Origin of the sequence: Nonomuraea sp. NPDC050556, assembly GCF_044457355.1 — a bacterium.
In the GTDB taxonomy this organism is placed as follows: domain Bacteria; phylum Actinomycetota; class Actinomycetes; order Streptosporangiales; family Streptosporangiaceae; genus Nonomuraea.
The window spans coordinates 133,343-147,756 of sequence record NZ_JBITGU010000006.1 but is presented as its reverse complement, the minus strand read 5'-3'; the positions used below and the strand labels follow the sequence as shown (position 1 = coordinate 147,756).

The window sequence follows — 14,414 nt, the reverse complement described above, 5'->3', positions numbered from 1 at the left end:
TTCCATCGCACTAAGCTCGCTGTGTCATATAGCAAGACAATCAGCTCACATTCTGAGACATCGGGCCCCCGTGGCCGCATGTCTGCCCACTTTAGATGCTGAATGTCTCTACGACATATCAGGTCACATGCGTCTCACCCGATTGCTTCTGCCCATTCTTTCTTCAGGTACGACTTCGCGCTGTCCGTCTGCGGAATCGTGAGCAGAACCGGCGGGCCGGGAGCAACAGGGAGCTTCGCCGCCTGCTCGGTGTCGAGCGTGCCCTTCATCAGCATCGCCTCGCCGCGCGCCGGCCGCGCGTAGCCCTTCTGCAGCAGGTTCTGGCCCTCGTCCGAGAACAGGAACTCCTCCCACAGCCGCGCGGCGGCGGGGTGCGGCGCGTCCTTGCTGATCGCCTGCACGTAGAAGGCGCCGAGCGGCGCGTCGCGCGGGATCGTCACCTTCCAGGCCTCGGGGTCCTTGGCGGCGCGGTCGGCGTTCACGTAGTCCCAGTCGACCACCACGCTGGCCTTCGGCGCGTCCGTGAGCTGGCCTGCCTTCTTGAGTTTCGCGAAGAGCGCGACGCCCTGTCGTACGTCAGGAGAGCCCTTGTGCAGCGAGGCGGCCATCACGCCGTCGAAGGCGGCGGCGGTGTCCAGCGGGCTGCCGGCGAGGGCGACGGTGTATCCGGGCTTGGCCAGGTCGGCGAAGGAGGCCGGCGCGGCGCCCTTGCGCGGGTCGTAGCCGATCGACATGTAGCCGCCGTAGCCCGCGTACCAGCCGCCGTTGTGGTCCTTGACGTGGTCGGGCAGGTCCTGCCAGCCCTCGACCTTGTACGGCGCGAACTTCGCCGTGTTGTCCAGCGCCACGTCGAGGCTGAGGTCGAAGGCGTCCGGCTTGAGCTGGGCCGCGGCGTCGATCTCGCGCTGGCTGCTCGCGGCGGGTTCGAGCTCGTTGACCTTGATGCCGTAGCGGGAGGCGAAGGTGTCGATGATCTCGCCGTAGTTGACCCAGTCGCGGGGGAGCGCGATCAGGTTGAGCGAGCCCTCCTTCTTCGCGGTCTCGGCGAGCCGTTCCATGGTCGTGAAGCCGTCCTTCATGGAGGCGGCCTTCGCGTTGACCGGCGGAAGAGGTTTCGCCTCTTCTGTTGGCGATGCGCCACATCCGGCGCTGGCAAGGAGGGCGGCGGCTATTGCGGCGCAGGTACGTACGGTCACCGTGACTCCTCCGGAGTCACGGTGACCACGGTGCTGTGCTTTTTTGTTCCTTCACTACGTTCAGTCACGATCTAGATACTCGCTGGTACTACCTTTGCCGCCACCAGCGACTCTTCGGGGATTTCCACAATCGTGCCGTCCCGTTTACGGACAACGAGCACGCCGCCGTCCCACGATTCGAGAATCCCCACCGCGTCACGGAAGCCTTCTGGCACTCTTCGCCTTGTCGTGATGCGGGACCCTATGTCCGAGTTCGTGATGGCGATCACCAGCCGTGCGGCCACGAGTTTGCCACCCTCCGTTCCGGACACTTGGCGGACACGTGAATACTAGGGCGTAGCAAACCGCGGTCGAAGTCGTGCCATGGTGCGGAGAAGAAGGAGCTCGAGGTGACCTACGTCATCGCGCAGCCTTGCGTGGACGTCCTGGACAAGGCGTGCATCGAGGAGTGCCCCGTCGATTGCATCTACGAGGGCGAGCGCATGCTTTACATCCACCCCGACGAGTGCGTGGACTGCGGCGCATGCGAACCGGTCTGTCCGGTTGAGGCCATTTTCTACGAGGACGACCTTCCCGAGCAGTGGAAGGACTACTACAAGGCCAACGTGGACTTCTTCGAGGACCTGGGCTCGCCCGGCGGCGCCTCGAAGGTCGGCAAGATCGACAAGGACCACCCGGTAGTGGCAGCGCTGCCGCCGCAGGCCGAGGACCACTGACCTTTGGCGCACAAGCTGCCCGACTTCCCCTGGGACAGGCTGACGCCGTACAAGGAGCGCGCTCTCGCGCACCCTGACGGGATCGTCGACCTGTCCGTGGGGACGCCGGTGGACTCCGTACCCCGGGTCGTCCAGGACGCGCTCGTCGCCGCCGCGGACAGCCCCGGCTACCCCCTGACGCACGGCACCCCAGCCCTGCGTACGGCGGCGGCCGGATGGCTGGCGCGCCGGCACGGCGTCTCCGTCGACCAGAACGACGTGCTGCCGGTCCTCGGCACCAAGGAGTTCATCGCCTGGCTGCCCACCTACCTGGGCTCGACCAGCGTGGTCTTCCCCTCGCTCGCCTACCCCACCTACGACGTGGGCGCGCGCCTGGCCGGAGCCTCGGCCGTCGCGGCCGACGGGCTCCTCACCCTGGGGCCGGCGCCGGTCGACCTGGTCTGGGTCAACTCGCCGTCGAACCCGACGGGCCGGGTACTGCCGGCGGAACACCTGCGCAAGGTGGTCGCCTGGGCGCGCGAGCGCGGGGCGATCGTGGCCTCCGACGAGTGCTACATCGAGCTCGGGTGGGAGGCGGAGCCCGTCTCGATCCTGCATCCCGACGTGTGCGGGGGGTCGCATGAGGGGCTGCTGGCCGTACATTCGCTGTCGAAACGGTCCAACCTGGCGGGCTATCGGGCCGGGTTCGTCACGGGCGATCCTGCTCTGGTCAAGCGGCTGCTGGAGATACGCAAGCACGCGGGCATGCTGATGCCGCAGCCGGTGCAGTCGGCCATGGCGGCCGCGCTGGCCGACGACGCGCACGCCAAGGAGCAGCGCGAGCGTTACGCGGCGCGCAGGGCCGTGTTGCGTCCGGCGCTGGAGCGGGCGGGCTGGCGGATCGAGCACTCGACGGCCGGGCTGTACCTGTGGGCGTCGAACGGGGAGAACTGCTGGGATCAGGTAGGCAGCCTTTCCGAAATCGGGATTTTGGCCGCGCCGGGCGATTTTTACGGAGTCGCAGGTGAGAGGCATGTCCGGATCGCCCTGACGGCCACCGACGAACGCATCGATGCGGCCGTGCGCCGCCTCCACTAGGATCCTCCCCTCAGCGTTTGCGACTGCGAGCGAAGCGAGCCAAATATGAGCATGACCTCCGTGGTCGTACTCGGACTGAGCATCGCCACGGTCGTCCTGCTTCTGGGCGCGTTCTTCGCCACCATGCGGCAGGACAGGAAGACCGAGCGCCGCCGCGCCACCGCGCCGCCGCCGGCTCTCGTCGAGGTGCCGATGCAGGAGCGGGTGAGCGCGGCAGGCCATGTCGGGTCCGACTACGCCGACCCCAGGACCATCAAGGTCGGGGACCGGATAGAGGTGCACGGAGCGGGTTCCCGCGTGCTCGGGGCCATGCATGTCTCCTGTCAGGGGCAGCAGTGGACCGAGTATCTGCTGGATGACGGGAGCCGGCGGTACAAGTGGCTGTCGGTGGAGGTACGGCTCGGCCTGGCTACGGGGGATCCGCCGCACCTGGAGGTGTTGTTGTGGAACGACGTGCCTACGCAGGGGATGGTGCCGGCGAAGAGCATGCTCATCATGGAGGGCGTGGAGTTCTTCCCGATTGACCGGGGGACGGCGGCTTTCAAGTCGGAGGGCGACACGGGGCATCCGGACCGGGGGTTGCTGGATTTCGCGGATTACCGCGCGGCGGACGGCCGGTTGCTGTCTTTCGAACGCGTCCACGGCACCATGTGGACCGCCGCCTACGCCCAACCGCTCCCGCCTGGCTCCATCACCATAATTTCGACATAGCGGAGATCTGGGGTCCTGCACAGCATGGGCCTCCGCGCTTCGCGCTGGTCTTATTGGGGGGCCGAGACCTCAGCCGGGCGGCCTCCCGGCCCCGAGACGCCGGGCCGCTCCCGGAGAAGACACGGCCCCGCCCCTCGCCGGGGACTTCTTGCGCCCCGCGGTGTCGTCGACACGGATCCCGACGGACCGTGCGCAGACAATTGCCGGGTTCACGCACCTTTGTCGGGAGCGCGCCTGATGGGGTCGTTGCCCATCAATGGGCGCAGCAGTGCGAACGCGGGGCGTATGGCTGCGTGGAAACCTCGTCGACACGGCTGGTGACGGCCGCCTATGTTGCTGGTCATGGCAGATGGTCTCGACACAGGTGAGTGCGACTGCGGTGCGATGGCCGGGCCGCTGGGTCTGTGTGTGGACTACTACCACGCGATTCTCGCCGAAGAGCAGTCCGATCCGCAGATGTACCAATGGCACGCGCCGGTCGTCTGCGCCTACCTTCTGCAGCATTCTTCCCACGCCCACGGGAAATACCTCGACGGCCAGTTCCGCCAACTGCAGCTCTACGTAGACCAGGGTCTCGACGCGCTCCTTCGCGTGGCCGCACACCAGGTCGCACGCAACAACCACAAGGCCCAGTCAGGCTACGACCCAGCCCCGCTGGCGCCCTACGCGCCGCTCCCGACCAGTGGATCTCCCGACAGCTTCCGCGCAGCCTTCAGCGGTTTGCCGGTCGTGAACGGCAGTTTCGTGGCTGATGGGCACCAGGCCTACGGACGCCGCATCGAAATCATCGCCGCAGCGACGGTGGAGTCCTGGATTTCGCGTCATTAGCGTGGCGACATGCGGTTCAGACACCTCGGGCTTCCGGTGCGGGATCGGGAGCTGTCGCGCGCCTTCTACGCGAAATACTTCGGCTTCGCCGTAGGAAAAGCCACAGAATACCCCGATGACACGCTGATCATCCGGAGTGGTGACGGGTTCGATCTGGCGCTTCACCCCGATCCCGAGCATGGGAAGGCTCCGGATTTCCTCCACTTCGGGTTCGCCTGCGAGACCAGGGAAGAGGCAGGCGAGATGCTGGAGCGGCTGCGGGCAGACGGGGTGGAGATCGTCGAGGAGTGCGACGAACCCACGCTGTTCAGCTTCAAATGCCTCGACCCGGACGGCTACCGGGTCGAGGTGTACTGGGAGTCTCTTTAGCGGACCAGCTGCGATCTCAGCACGTCGACCTCGCACCCCGGCAGCGACGGGTCGAAGCCGTGCTCGATCAGCCACCGCACCGCCACCAGGCTGCGCAGCGACCACCACGCGCGGATCACGTCCAGGTCGACGTCAGTGCCGTACCCGGCCAGCAGGTCGTCAAGGCGCTCCTCGTGGCCGAGCGTCAGGATCGCGAGGTCGAACATGGCGTCCCCCCGGCTCGCCTCGGACCAGTCGATCACGCCGGTGACCGAGTCCCCGTCGACGAACACGTGGGTGATCTGCAGGTCGCCGTGCGTGAACACCGGCCGCCACGGACGCAGCGCCGCCTCGGCGATCTCCCGGTTGCGCGTGACCAGGTCGGCGGGAAGGGCGCCGCTCGTGATGAGCAGCTCGCATTCGCTGTCGAGGCGCGCGGTGATCTCCTCGAGGCTGGGACCGGGCCAGGGCGGCAGGGGAGCGTCGTGCAGCTTCCGTACGGCAGCGCCCGCCGCCGCCCACGCCGCAGGTGACGCGGTCGACGGCTCGCCCAGCCGGCCCAGTGCCGTGCCAGGGACGGCTGCGATGGCGAGCACGGGTGGTTTGCGCCAGAGGACCTCCGGGGTCGGGATCGGCGCCATGGCCATCGCCTCGACCTCGACGTCGAGGCGCCCCTGGTCGGAGTCGACCTTCAGGAACACCTCACCGACCCGCAGAGTCGCGCGCTCGTTGTGCGCGACGACGACCTCGACGTTTTCCACGTCGGCGATTATCGCGGGGGACACCCACCGGCGTCGCCGGGTTTTCTGCCAGCAGGCAGGTAGGCGGCCTTCTCGGCCGGTGTCAGGTCGCGGGCCACCTCGTCGCAGATCTTGGCCACCGCCGCCTCGGGCGCCAGCGACCACCTGATCACCCGGTGATCGTCGGAGCCGGAGATCAACGCCCCGTCGGCGGTGAAGGCCAAACCCTGGATGCGGGCGTCGTGGCCGGTCAGGGTCGCCAGCCGCTGCCTGCTCCGCACGTCCCACACCACGATCGTGTGGTCGGCCCCCGCCGTGGCCAGCCGCAGCCCGTCCCGGCTGAACGCCACCACCTCCAGCGACGCGGAGTGGCCGGCGAACCTGGCCAGGGGCTTGCCGGAGGCGGAGTCCCAGAGGATGGCCGTCCGGTCCGACCCTGCCGTGGCCAGCAGGCGGCCGTCCGGGCTGATGGCCACGTCCTGCACCGACCCCTGGTGCTGACGGTTGCGATAGATCTCCCGGTCGCCCGCCAGGTCCCAGGCGAGGAGACCGCCGGAGGGGCTGGTGGAGTACAGGGTGCGCCCGTCCGGGTGGTAGACCAGCGCGCTGGCCAGGGCAGCCGCGTTGGCGAACGGCACGGCCCGCAGCTTGCCGTCCGGACCGACGGCGAACTGCATGCGCACGGTCGAGGCCACCGTGATGCTCTGGCCGTCCGGGCGGAAGGCGATGTCGGTCGAGGCCCCCACCCCCTCGATGGTCGTGGCGGCGATCCTGCGGCGCAGCCGTACGTCCCAGAGGACCACCGTGTGGTCGCGGGTGAGTGCGGCCAGGCGCGCCCCGTCGGGGCTGAACGCGATGGCCTGGACCTGGTCGGGGTGGTCGGCCAGGGTGGCGACCGGGTGACCGTACTGGTCCCAGAGCCGCACGGTGGTGTCGCTGCCCGCTGTGGCGACCAGGGTGCCGTCCTGGCTGGTCTCGATGTCGTTCACGGCTCCGCTGTGCCCGGCGAACGGCGGGGTGGCGCGGTTCCTGACGGTGATGGTCCTGCCCAGGCCGGTGGAGGCCAGGGTCTGGCCGTCAGGGCTGAGCGCGAGGGCGAGGGTCTCCACCCGGTCACGGTCGTGGAAGGTCTCCAGCGGGGTGCCGCGCTGGGCGTCCCAGATGGTGACGTTCCCGTTCTCGTCGGCTACGGCGATGCGGTCGTTGACGGGCTCGGAGACGTCCCAGGCGAGCGTGGAGGTCTCGGGCAGCCGGGAGCGGGGCCGTACCCCCTCGTGGTCCACCGTCCAGAACCGCACACCCTCCCTGAACGACGCGGTGACCAGCGCCCCCGTCGCCGCGTCGAAGGCGACGGTGTGCACGTTCTTCGCGGGGACGGTCGCGCGGCGCCTGCCGTTCTCCCAGATCACCGGCGACCTGTCGGCGGGGTCGACGGAGACCAGCAGTGCCCCGCCGGGGCTGAACGCCATCGAGCTGCCGCCCGGGACGGGCTGCGTCCTGCTGGTGCCCGTGGCCAGGTCCCAGAGCTGGGTCGTGCCGTCAGCCAGGGCCACCGCCACAGCGGTGCCGCTGAACGCCATGCCGTTGGCGGCCTTGGGGAACGCCTTCTGGAGGACCGGCTTCCTGGTCCGCACGTCCCACACCACGAGCGAGGCGAAGCTCGGCCCGAGCGCGGGCTCCTTGGCCAGCGACGCCAGCAGGCGGCCGTCCGGGCTGAACACGACCCGCTTGGCGTAGAGGAGCTTCACCTCCTTGCCCAGGTGGACGCTGTGCTCGGGCAGGCGGGCCACCCGGGCGCCGGTGCGCGGGTCCCACAGGCTCACCACGGCCTCGCTGTCGGCCGCCGCCAGGAGCTTCCCGTCAGGGCTGAACGCGATGCCGTTCACGCCGGGCCCGCCCGCGTTGAGCGTGGTGCGCCGGCTGGCCGCGGCGGCGGTGCTCAGGACGCCGCCCTCGGTGTCGGTGTCGGCGTGCATCCGGTAGCCCTCGATCGCCAGCAGCCCGGCCAGGTCGGGGTCGGTGGCCAGGAGCGACCGGGCGGTCATGGAGAGCTGGTGGGCCTGCTCGACGGTCTGCCGGCGCAGCGCCTCCTGCCATTCCTGTACGGCGACGCCGCCACCTGCCGCGGCCAGCACCGAGACGGCGGCGAGGCCGACGAGCAGCCGGTTCCTGACCCGCTGGCGGCGCACCGCCGAGGCCCGCTCGCGCTCCTCCTGCTCCCGGCTGGCGCCCACGAACTCCTGCTCCAGCTGGTTGAGCGGCTGCCGCAGGGTGCGCGAGGCCTGCAGCTGGGCTCCCCGGTACAGCACTCCGTCGTCGCGGCCGAGCTCCTCCCAGGTACGGCTGGCCGCGCTCAGCCGCCGGTGCGCCAGCAGCTCCTCCCGGTCCTCGCTGAGCCAGCGCCGCAGCCGGGGCCAGGCCCGGATCAGGGCCTCGTGGGCCACCTCGACGCGGCTGTCGCCCAGCACCACCAGCCGCGCCTCCACCAGCCTGTCCAGCACCTCGGAGTGGACGAGCCCCTCCAGCTCCAGGCTGTCGATCGGGCGCCGGGTGTCCTCGGTGCCCTCGCCCAGCGCGGTCAGCCTGAGGAAGATCGCCTTGAGCTCCTCCTGCCCGTCCTCGTCGAGGCCCGCGTGCACCCGCTCGGCCGTCTTGGCGATAGCCCCGCGCACCCCGCCGGTCTCGTAGTAGCCGGCCAGGGTCAGAGCTCTTCCCGTACGGCTCCGCCAGGTCTCCAGCAGCGCGTGCGAGAGCAGGGGGAGGGCTCCGGGGTGGCCGCCGGTGTCGGCGAGCAGCGTGGCCAGGAGGTCGGGCTCGACGGTGAGCCCGGCGCGTACAGCCGGCCGTACGATGATCTCCCTGACGTCCGTGGGGGACGGGGGCCCGACCAGGAGCTGGCCGTCGCCGAGGGCGGCCACCAGCTCGGGGTGCCTGGTGAGATGGGCCAGGAAGTCCGCCCTGACCCCGAGGACCACGGTGGCGCCCCGTCCGGCCATGCCCAGGAGGGTCTCGATGAACCCGTCCCGCTCGCCGGAGTCAGCGCAGAGCGTGAAGATCTCCTCGAACTGGTCCACCACCAGCAGGACCCCGGCGCCGATCTCCTCGAGATCGCGGCCCGTCGCCTTCTCGACCTCGGCCGACAGCGCCTCCATCGGGTGCTCCGTCGGCGTCAGCAGCAGGGTCTGCCAGCGGTCCTCGTCGATCCCCGCCACCAGCCCGGCGCGGAGCAGCGAGGACTTGCCGCTGCCCGACGCGCCGAACACGGCCACCACCGACCGGCGCTCGATCCGCTCCAGCAGGTCGGCGACGAGCTGGGAGCGGCCGAAGAACCAGGTGCTGTCCTCGGGCTGGAAGGAGACCAGACCGCGATAGGGGCAGACGTCGTCGTCCACCGGGCCGGAGTCCCTGGCGGGGGGCGCCAGGTCGTCCTCGGCGCGGAGGATCGCCTCGTTGAGGCGGCGCAGCTCGGGTCCCGGCTCGACGCCGAGCTGGTCCACGAGCAGGGCGCGGGTCTGGCGGAACACCTCCAGCGCCTCGCTCTGCCGGTCGCTGCGGTAGAGGGCGAGCATGAGCTGGGCGCGTAAGCCCTCGCGGTAGGGGTGCGCCTCGGCGAGGTCGCGCAGGCCGGGCACCAGCTGGGCGTGCCGTCCCAGGCTCAGGTCGACCGCGATGCCCTCCTCGTGGACCAGCAGCCGCTGCTCGGTGAGCCGGCGGACCTCGTCCTGGACCAGGTGCCCGGCCTGGATGTCGGCGTAGGCGGGCCCGCGCCAGAGCCCGAGCGCCTCGTGGAACAACCCGGCCGCCCCGGTGGGCGAGGCGGCCGCTCTCGCCTCGGCGGCCAGCTCGGCGAACCGCAGGACATCCAGCTCGTGGGGCTCGACCGCCAGCGCGTATCCGGCAGGTCCGTAGGAGATCCGATCCTCCCGGTCGAGCTCCTGCCGGAGGCGGTGCACGTACACCTGGAGGGTCTTGCGCGCGGTCGGCGGCTGGCCCGCCTCCCACAGCGTGTCCATCACCGTGCTGACCGGCACCGGCCGTCCGGCTTCACACAGCAGTACGGCGAGCAGGCGGCGCAGCATGGCGGCACGGATCGGAACGGGAACGCCATCTCGCTCCACGATCAACGGCCCCAGAACACCAAATTTCATCATTTACAGCCCCCGTGGCACGCATGGCGGCCCCCAGCGTGCCCGGCGCCGAGTGATCTCGTCAACGACGGGTCACACCGCGAGGGGCTGGGTGAGGCGGTGGAGCTTGGCGGCGGTTTCCGAGCCGGGTGGCGCCGTGTACACGACCACCAGCTGGTCCTGGTCCCCGGGCAGTTCCATGGTCTCGTAGCCCACGTCGAGATCGCCCAGCACCGGGTGACGGAGCCGCTTCACGCCGTACGTCTTCGCCTTCACCTGGTGCTCGGACCACAGCGCCGTGAACGTCGGGTCCGCCGACAGCTCGTCCACCAGCTCCTCCATCAACGGGTCGCCGGGGTGGCGGCCCGCGTCCAGGCGCAGGTGGGCGACCGTTTCCGCGGCCACCGTGGCCCAGTCCCGATACAGCGTGCGGGCGGCGGGGTCCAGGAAGGTCAGTCTCGCCATGTTGGGGGAGGGGAGGCCGGACAGGCCGGTGACGGCGTCCATGGCGGCGTTCCAGGCGAGCACGTCCATGCGCCGGCCCAGGACGAAGGCCGGGCCCATGCCGGCCAGCATCGTCCTGACGCCCTCGCGTACCGATCCGCTGGACGGGGACAGGACCGACGGGCGGACCAGGTTGCGCAGGTGGTCGCGTTCCGTCGGGTCCAGGCGCAGGACGTTGGCGACCGCGTCCAGGATGGCGTCGGAGACGTGCTGTCCCCGGCCCTGTTCCAGGCGGATGTAGTAGTCGACGCTCACCCCGGCGAGCTGCGCCACCTCCTCGCGCCGCAACCCCGGGACCCGTCGGCGGCCGTAGTCCTTCAGGCCCACGTCGGAGGGCCTGATCCGCGCCCGCCGTGACCGGAGGAACTCCCCCAATTCGCCATCCATGTCCCTAAAGGTAGTACTGCCGGACCCAGGAAAAGCTCTGCCCTGGGTGGCCGCCACCAGGCCGGGCAAGCTTGACGACATCACCAAGAAACGGGAGAAACACCATGTCGAACAGGACTGCAGTCATCACCGGCGCCGCCAGCGGTATGGGCGAGGCGATCGCGCGCCACCTCGTCAAGCAGGGCGACCGCGTGGCGCTGCTGGCTCGCCGTACGGACAGGCTGGGGGAGCTGGCCGAGGAGCTGGGCGACCGGGCGCTGCCGGTCACCGCCGACGTGACCTCCAGGGAGAGCGTGGACAATGCCGTCCGGCAGGTGCACGACGCGTTCGGACCGGTGGACCTCGTGGTCAACAGCGCGGGGGTCATGTTGCCCAACCCGATCGACGACGGCCGGGAGGACGAGTGGGTGCGGATGATCGACACCAACGTCACCGGCGCGCTCCGGGTGATCGGGGCGTTCGGCGCGGACCTGGTCGAGGCCGCCGCCGCGGGCCGTACCGCCGATCTGGTGAACATCTCCTCGATCGGCGCGCACGTGACGTTCCCCAACTACGCGGTGTACGGCGCGACCAAGGCGGCGCTGACCCACCTGTCCGCCTCACTGCGCAGCGAGTACGGCCCGCGCGACGTCCGGGTGACCAACATCGAGCCCGGCCTGACCGACACCGAGCTCGGCGGGCACATCGACAACGACGGACTCCAGGGCCAGCTCGGCCAGATGGTCGACGCCATCGGCGCCCTGTCGGCCGACGAGATCGCCGACCTGGTCGGCTACGTCACCAGCCGCCCGCGCCACGTCAACCTGCGCCAGATCGTGATCCTGCCCACCCGCCAGGCCTAGGACAGCTCGACCGCTGAGTCGCCCGCCTTGGGGTCGGCCTTCCACTCGTCGGAGCGCGGCGTGTCGGCCGACCAGGCGGCGCCGTTGAAGCCCACCCGGCGCAGGCCGTACTTCTGGGCGTGCGCCACCGACCACGACGCCACCAGCCATCCCCGCTTCTGCGTCACGATCGACGTGTCGCCCAGAGCCCGCCTGAGCTGCTTCCTGGCCTCGTCGGTCTGCGCCTTGGGCGCGGGCGTCGGCGTGGTCCTGGGCGGCGGGTAGCGGCAGTGCACGGACTTCGGGACGCGGCCGGTGAAGGCCGCGGCGAGGATCTTGGCGTCGCCCTCGTGCGCGGCATAGGCGTAGCCCCCGGCGGAGCGCTGGACGGCCTGCGCCGCCTCCTCCAGCGGGAGCTTGCGGTAGTTCTTGACCTTGACCAGCGCGGCGAAGAACTTGTTGGTCGCGTAGACCGGGTCCATCAGCTGCGCGGGCTTGCCCCACCCCTGGGACGGCCGCTGCTGGAAGACGCCCACCGAGTCGCGGTCGCCGTAGTCGAGGTTGGAGAGCTTCGACTCCTGGATGGCCGTGGCGTACGCGATGACGATGGCACGTTCCGGCAGCTTCCTGCGCGCGCCGACGGCCGCGATCGTGGCGGCGACCTGGGCCTGCTCGACGCCGAGGTCGAGGTTGCCCGTGGGCGTGCTCACGGTGCAGCCGGCCGTCACCGCGGTGAACGGTTCGGCCCGTTTGAGCAGGTTGTAGAGGCCCACGGCGATAGCCACACCGAGGACGACGACTATGGCCGTGATCGTCAAGGCCACGCGGGACAAGCGCAGACGCACTCTGAAGAACCTACCCGGCCCACTAGGCTTCGTGGCCATGAGCCAGTCCTTCACCAGCCCGCTCCCCGCCGCGATCGACACGTTGTGGGAGCGGCGCGCCGACCTGTCGCCCGGCGACGCGGAGGCGCGGAGCGTCGTGGTCGGCGCGATCGACCAGCTCGACGCGGGCCGGGCCAGGGTCGCCCGGGTAGAGGGCGACGAGGTGGTGGTCGACGAGCGCGCCAAGCGGGCGATCCTGCTCAGTTTCAAGGTGCTCGGGATGGCGAGGTCGCAGGTGGGCGACTTCCAGCACCACGACCGCATGCCGTTGAAGACGACCTTCGAAGGGGTCCGCGTGGTGCCGGGGGCGATCGCCCGCTGGGGCGCCTACCTGGCCCCCGGGGTGGTGCTGATGCCGTCGTTCACCAACATCGGGGCGTTCGTCGACGCGGGCACGATGATCGACACCTGGGCGACGGTCGGCTCATGCGCCCAGATCGGGAAAAATGTCCATCTGTCGGGTGGGGCCGGCATCGGCGGCGTGCTCGAACCGCCGAACGCGGTGCCCGTCGTGATCGAGGACGACGCGCTCATCGGCAGCCGCGCGATGATCGTCGAGGGCGCGCGGGTGGGCCGCGGCGCCGTCGTGGGCGCGGGAACGATCCTTTCCGCGTCGATCCCGGTGATCGACGTGCAGACCGGCGAGGAACTGAGCAGGGGCCGCATCCCCGACTGGTGCGTCGCCGTGGGCGGCACGCGGCAGAAGGAGTTCCCGGGCGGCACGTACGGCCTGCCGTGCGTGCTGGTGCTCAAGCGCCTCGACCCCGGTCAGCGGCACGACAAGGCAGCGCTCAACGACGTGCTGCGCGAACATGGAGTGAATGCCTGATGCTCGACCTGACCCAGGACGTCGGCGCGCTGACCGCGCGCATCGTGGACATCGAATCGGTGAGCGGCGACGAGCGGGCCCTGGCCGACGCGGTCGAGGAGGCGCTGACCGCCCAGAAGCACCTCAAGGTGGAGCGGTCCGGCGAGACGGTCATCGCCCGCACCTTCCTCGGCAGGCCGGAACGCGTGCTGATCGCCGGGCACCTCGACACCGTGCCCGTCGCGGACAACCTGCCCAGCCGGGTGGAGGGCGACCTGCTGTACGGCTGCGGCACGTCCGACATGAAGGCGGGCGTCGCCGTCGCGCTCAAGCTCGCCGCCACGGTCCCCGAGCCCAACCGCGACGTCACCTACGTCTTCTACGACTGCGAGGAGGTCGAGGCCGAGCGCAACGCCCTGACCAGGCTCGCCCGCGACCACGCCGAGTGGCTGCACGCCGACTTCGCCGTGCTCATGGAGCCGACGGACGGCGTGATCGAGGGCGGCTGCCAGGGCACGCTGCGCGCGGACGTCAGCGTGTCCGGCAAGCGGGCGCACAGCGCCAGGTCGTGGCTGGGCGTCAACGCGATCCACGGCATCGAGCCGGTGCTGGCCAGGCTCAACGCCTACGAGGCGCGCAGGCCGGTGGTCGACGGGCTGGAATACCACGAGGGGCTCAACGCGGTCGGGGTGCGCGGCGGGGTGGCGGGCAACGTGATCCCCGACGCGTGCGTGGTGAGCGTCAACTACCGCTTCGCCCCCGACCTTTCGCTGGAGCAGGCGGAGGAGCACGTGCGCGAGGTGTTCGCCGGGTTCGAGGTGGCCTTCACCGACGGCGCTCCCGCCGCGCGTCCCGGGCTGACCGATCCGGTGGCCGCCGCGTTCGCGGCGGCCGTGGGTGGTACGCCGAGGGCGAAGCTGGGGTGGACGGACGTGGCGCGGTTCTCCACACTGGGGATTCCGGCGGTGAACTACGGGCCGGGCGATCCGAACCTCGCGCACCAGCAGGGGGAGTACGTGTCGCTGACCAAGATCGCGGAAAGCGAATCGGCGATGCTCGCCTGGTTGAAGGGCTGACATACGTGAAAGTGGCTCTCCTCGCCGGCCATTTGGCGGGGAGAGCCACTTTCAGTCCCGAGCAGCACCCTCGCCGGTTAGACGCAAGCTCGTGGAAATTCGGTTCCCTAGTTTCCAGGAACTTTTTCAAGATTCTTTAGCGCGTGTTCCCCTGCGCTCCGACCTGCGCTTTCGCGGTGGTCAAGATCGAA

14 protein-coding genes are annotated in these 14,414 nt (G+C 70.0%); 8 read left to right on the top strand and 6 right to left on the bottom strand.

Annotated features, from left to right (window positions below; translation table 11 throughout):
* Nucleotides 1-134 precede the first annotated feature (134 nt).
* Both ACIBG8_RS47480 and ACIBG8_RS47475 read right to left on the bottom strand, forming a co-directional pair.
* Nucleotides 135-1,196 (bottom strand): ABC transporter substrate-binding protein, encoded by a 1,062-nt coding sequence (locus tag ACIBG8_RS47480; protein ID WP_397349914.1) that lies wholly within the window; start codon nt 1,194-1,196, stop codon nt 135-137.
* A gap of 71 nt (nt 1,197-1,267) precedes the next feature.
* The gene (locus ACIBG8_RS47475; RefSeq protein WP_397349913.1) at nt 1,268-1,480 is read right to left on the bottom strand and encodes a hypothetical protein; all 213 of its coding nucleotides are present in this window, start codon (nt 1,478-1,480) and stop codon (nt 1,268-1,270) included.
* Between the two features lie 105 nt (nt 1,481-1,585).
* Between ACIBG8_RS47475 and fdxA the strand changes: the two genes are divergently transcribed.
* The 5 genes from fdxA to ACIBG8_RS47450 all read left to right on the top strand — a co-directional run bounded on the left by fdxA (nt 1,586) and on the right by ACIBG8_RS47450 (nt 4,897).
* On the top strand, nt 1,586-1,912 hold the full coding sequence (gene fdxA / locus ACIBG8_RS47470; protein WP_305923991.1) for a ferredoxin: 327 nt from the start codon (nt 1,586-1,588) through the stop codon (nt 1,910-1,912).
* A 3-nt stretch (nt 1,913-1,915) separates the two neighbouring features.
* Nucleotides 1,916-2,989 carry a succinyldiaminopimelate transaminase gene (gene dapC, locus ACIBG8_RS47465; protein ID WP_397349912.1) on the top strand — a complete coding sequence of 358 codons (1,074 nt, stop codon included), beginning with the start codon at nt 1,916-1,918 and terminating at the stop codon, nt 2,987-2,989.
* A 45-nt stretch (nt 2,990-3,034) separates the two neighbouring features.
* Nucleotides 3,035-3,700, top strand: coding sequence for a DUF4178 domain-containing protein (locus ACIBG8_RS47460; protein ID WP_397349911.1), 666 nt, complete (start codon nt 3,035-3,037; stop codon nt 3,698-3,700).
* Between the two features lie 342 nt (nt 3,701-4,042).
* Complete coding sequence (locus ACIBG8_RS47455; protein WP_397349910.1) at nt 4,043-4,528, top strand: DUF5946 family protein; 486 nt, start codon at nt 4,043-4,045, stop codon at nt 4,526-4,528.
* A gap of 9 nt (nt 4,529-4,537) precedes the next feature.
* Entirely contained in the window at nt 4,538-4,897 is a 360-nt protein-coding gene (locus ACIBG8_RS47450) for a VOC family protein (protein ID WP_397349909.1), read from the top strand.
* Here the strand turns inward: ACIBG8_RS47450 and ACIBG8_RS47445 are convergent.
* The 3 genes from ACIBG8_RS47445 to ACIBG8_RS47435 all read right to left on the bottom strand — a co-directional run bounded on the left by ACIBG8_RS47445 (nt 4,894) and on the right by ACIBG8_RS47435 (nt 10,634).
* A complete protein-coding gene (locus ACIBG8_RS47445) occupies nt 4,894-5,637 on the bottom strand; it encodes a phosphotransferase family protein (protein WP_397349908.1) in 744 nt (247 codons plus the stop codon). The genes ACIBG8_RS47450 and ACIBG8_RS47445 overlap by 4 nt on opposite strands.
* An 8-nt stretch (nt 5,638-5,645) precedes the next feature.
* Nucleotides 5,646-9,734, bottom strand: coding sequence for a BTAD domain-containing putative transcriptional regulator (locus ACIBG8_RS47440; RefSeq protein ID WP_397350463.1), 4,089 nt, complete (start codon nt 9,732-9,734; stop codon nt 5,646-5,648).
* A 102-nt stretch (nt 9,735-9,836) separates the two neighbouring features.
* Nucleotides 9,837-10,634: a helix-turn-helix transcriptional regulator gene (locus ACIBG8_RS47435; protein WP_397349907.1), complete on the bottom strand. Its 798-nt coding sequence runs from the start codon at nt 10,632-10,634 to the stop codon at nt 9,837-9,839.
* 104 nt (nt 10,635-10,738) lie between these two features.
* On the opposite strand from ACIBG8_RS47435, the gene ACIBG8_RS47430 reads away from it, so the two are divergent.
* Nucleotides 10,739-11,476 carry an SDR family oxidoreductase gene (locus ACIBG8_RS47430; RefSeq protein ID WP_397349906.1) on the top strand — a complete coding sequence of 246 codons (738 nt, stop codon included), beginning with the start codon at nt 10,739-10,741 and terminating at the stop codon, nt 11,474-11,476.
* On the opposite strand, the gene ACIBG8_RS47425 is transcribed toward ACIBG8_RS47430, so the two are convergent.
* Nucleotides 11,473-12,300: a hypothetical protein gene (locus ACIBG8_RS47425; protein WP_397349905.1), complete on the bottom strand. Its 828-nt coding sequence runs from the start codon at nt 12,298-12,300 to the stop codon at nt 11,473-11,475. The two genes, ACIBG8_RS47430 and ACIBG8_RS47425, sit on opposite strands and share 4 nt — an antisense overlap.
* Before the next feature lie 37 nt (nt 12,301-12,337).
* Here ACIBG8_RS47425 and ACIBG8_RS47420 point away from each other — a divergent pair, with 37 nt between their 5' ends.
* The gene (locus ACIBG8_RS47420) at nt 12,338-13,168 is read left to right on the top strand and encodes a 2,3,4,5-tetrahydropyridine-2,6-dicarboxylate N-succinyltransferase (protein WP_397349904.1); all 831 of its coding nucleotides are present in this window, start codon (nt 12,338-12,340) and stop codon (nt 13,166-13,168) included.
* Entirely contained in the window at nt 13,168-14,223 is a 1,056-nt protein-coding gene (gene dapE, locus ACIBG8_RS47415; RefSeq protein ID WP_397349903.1) for a succinyl-diaminopimelate desuccinylase, read from the top strand. The genes ACIBG8_RS47420 and dapE overlap by 1 nt, the downstream gene beginning before the upstream one ends.
* The last annotated feature ends 191 nt before the right edge of the window (nt 14,224-14,414 follow it).

Coding starts and splice junctions, on each gene's coding strand:
- ACIBG8_RS47420 (WP_397349904.1), top strand. CDS start 12,338: ATGAGCCAGTCCTTCACCAGCCCGCTCCCCGCCGCGATCGACACGTTG.
- ACIBG8_RS47435 (WP_397349907.1), bottom strand. CDS start 10,634: ATGGATGGCGAATTGGGGGAGTTCCTCCGGTCACGGCGGGCGCGGATC.
- dapE (WP_397349903.1), top strand. CDS start 13,168: ATGCTCGACCTGACCCAGGACGTCGGCGCGCTGACCGCGCGCATCGTG.
- ACIBG8_RS47430 (WP_397349906.1), top strand. CDS start 10,739: ATGTCGAACAGGACTGCAGTCATCACCGGCGCCGCCAGCGGTATGGGC.
- ACIBG8_RS47450 (WP_397349909.1), top strand. CDS start 4,538: ATGCGGTTCAGACACCTCGGGCTTCCGGTGCGGGATCGGGAGCTGTCG.
- ACIBG8_RS47460 (WP_397349911.1), top strand. CDS start 3,035: ATGAGCATGACCTCCGTGGTCGTACTCGGACTGAGCATCGCCACGGTC.
- ACIBG8_RS47455 (WP_397349910.1), top strand. CDS start 4,043: ATGGCAGATGGTCTCGACACAGGTGAGTGCGACTGCGGTGCGATGGCC.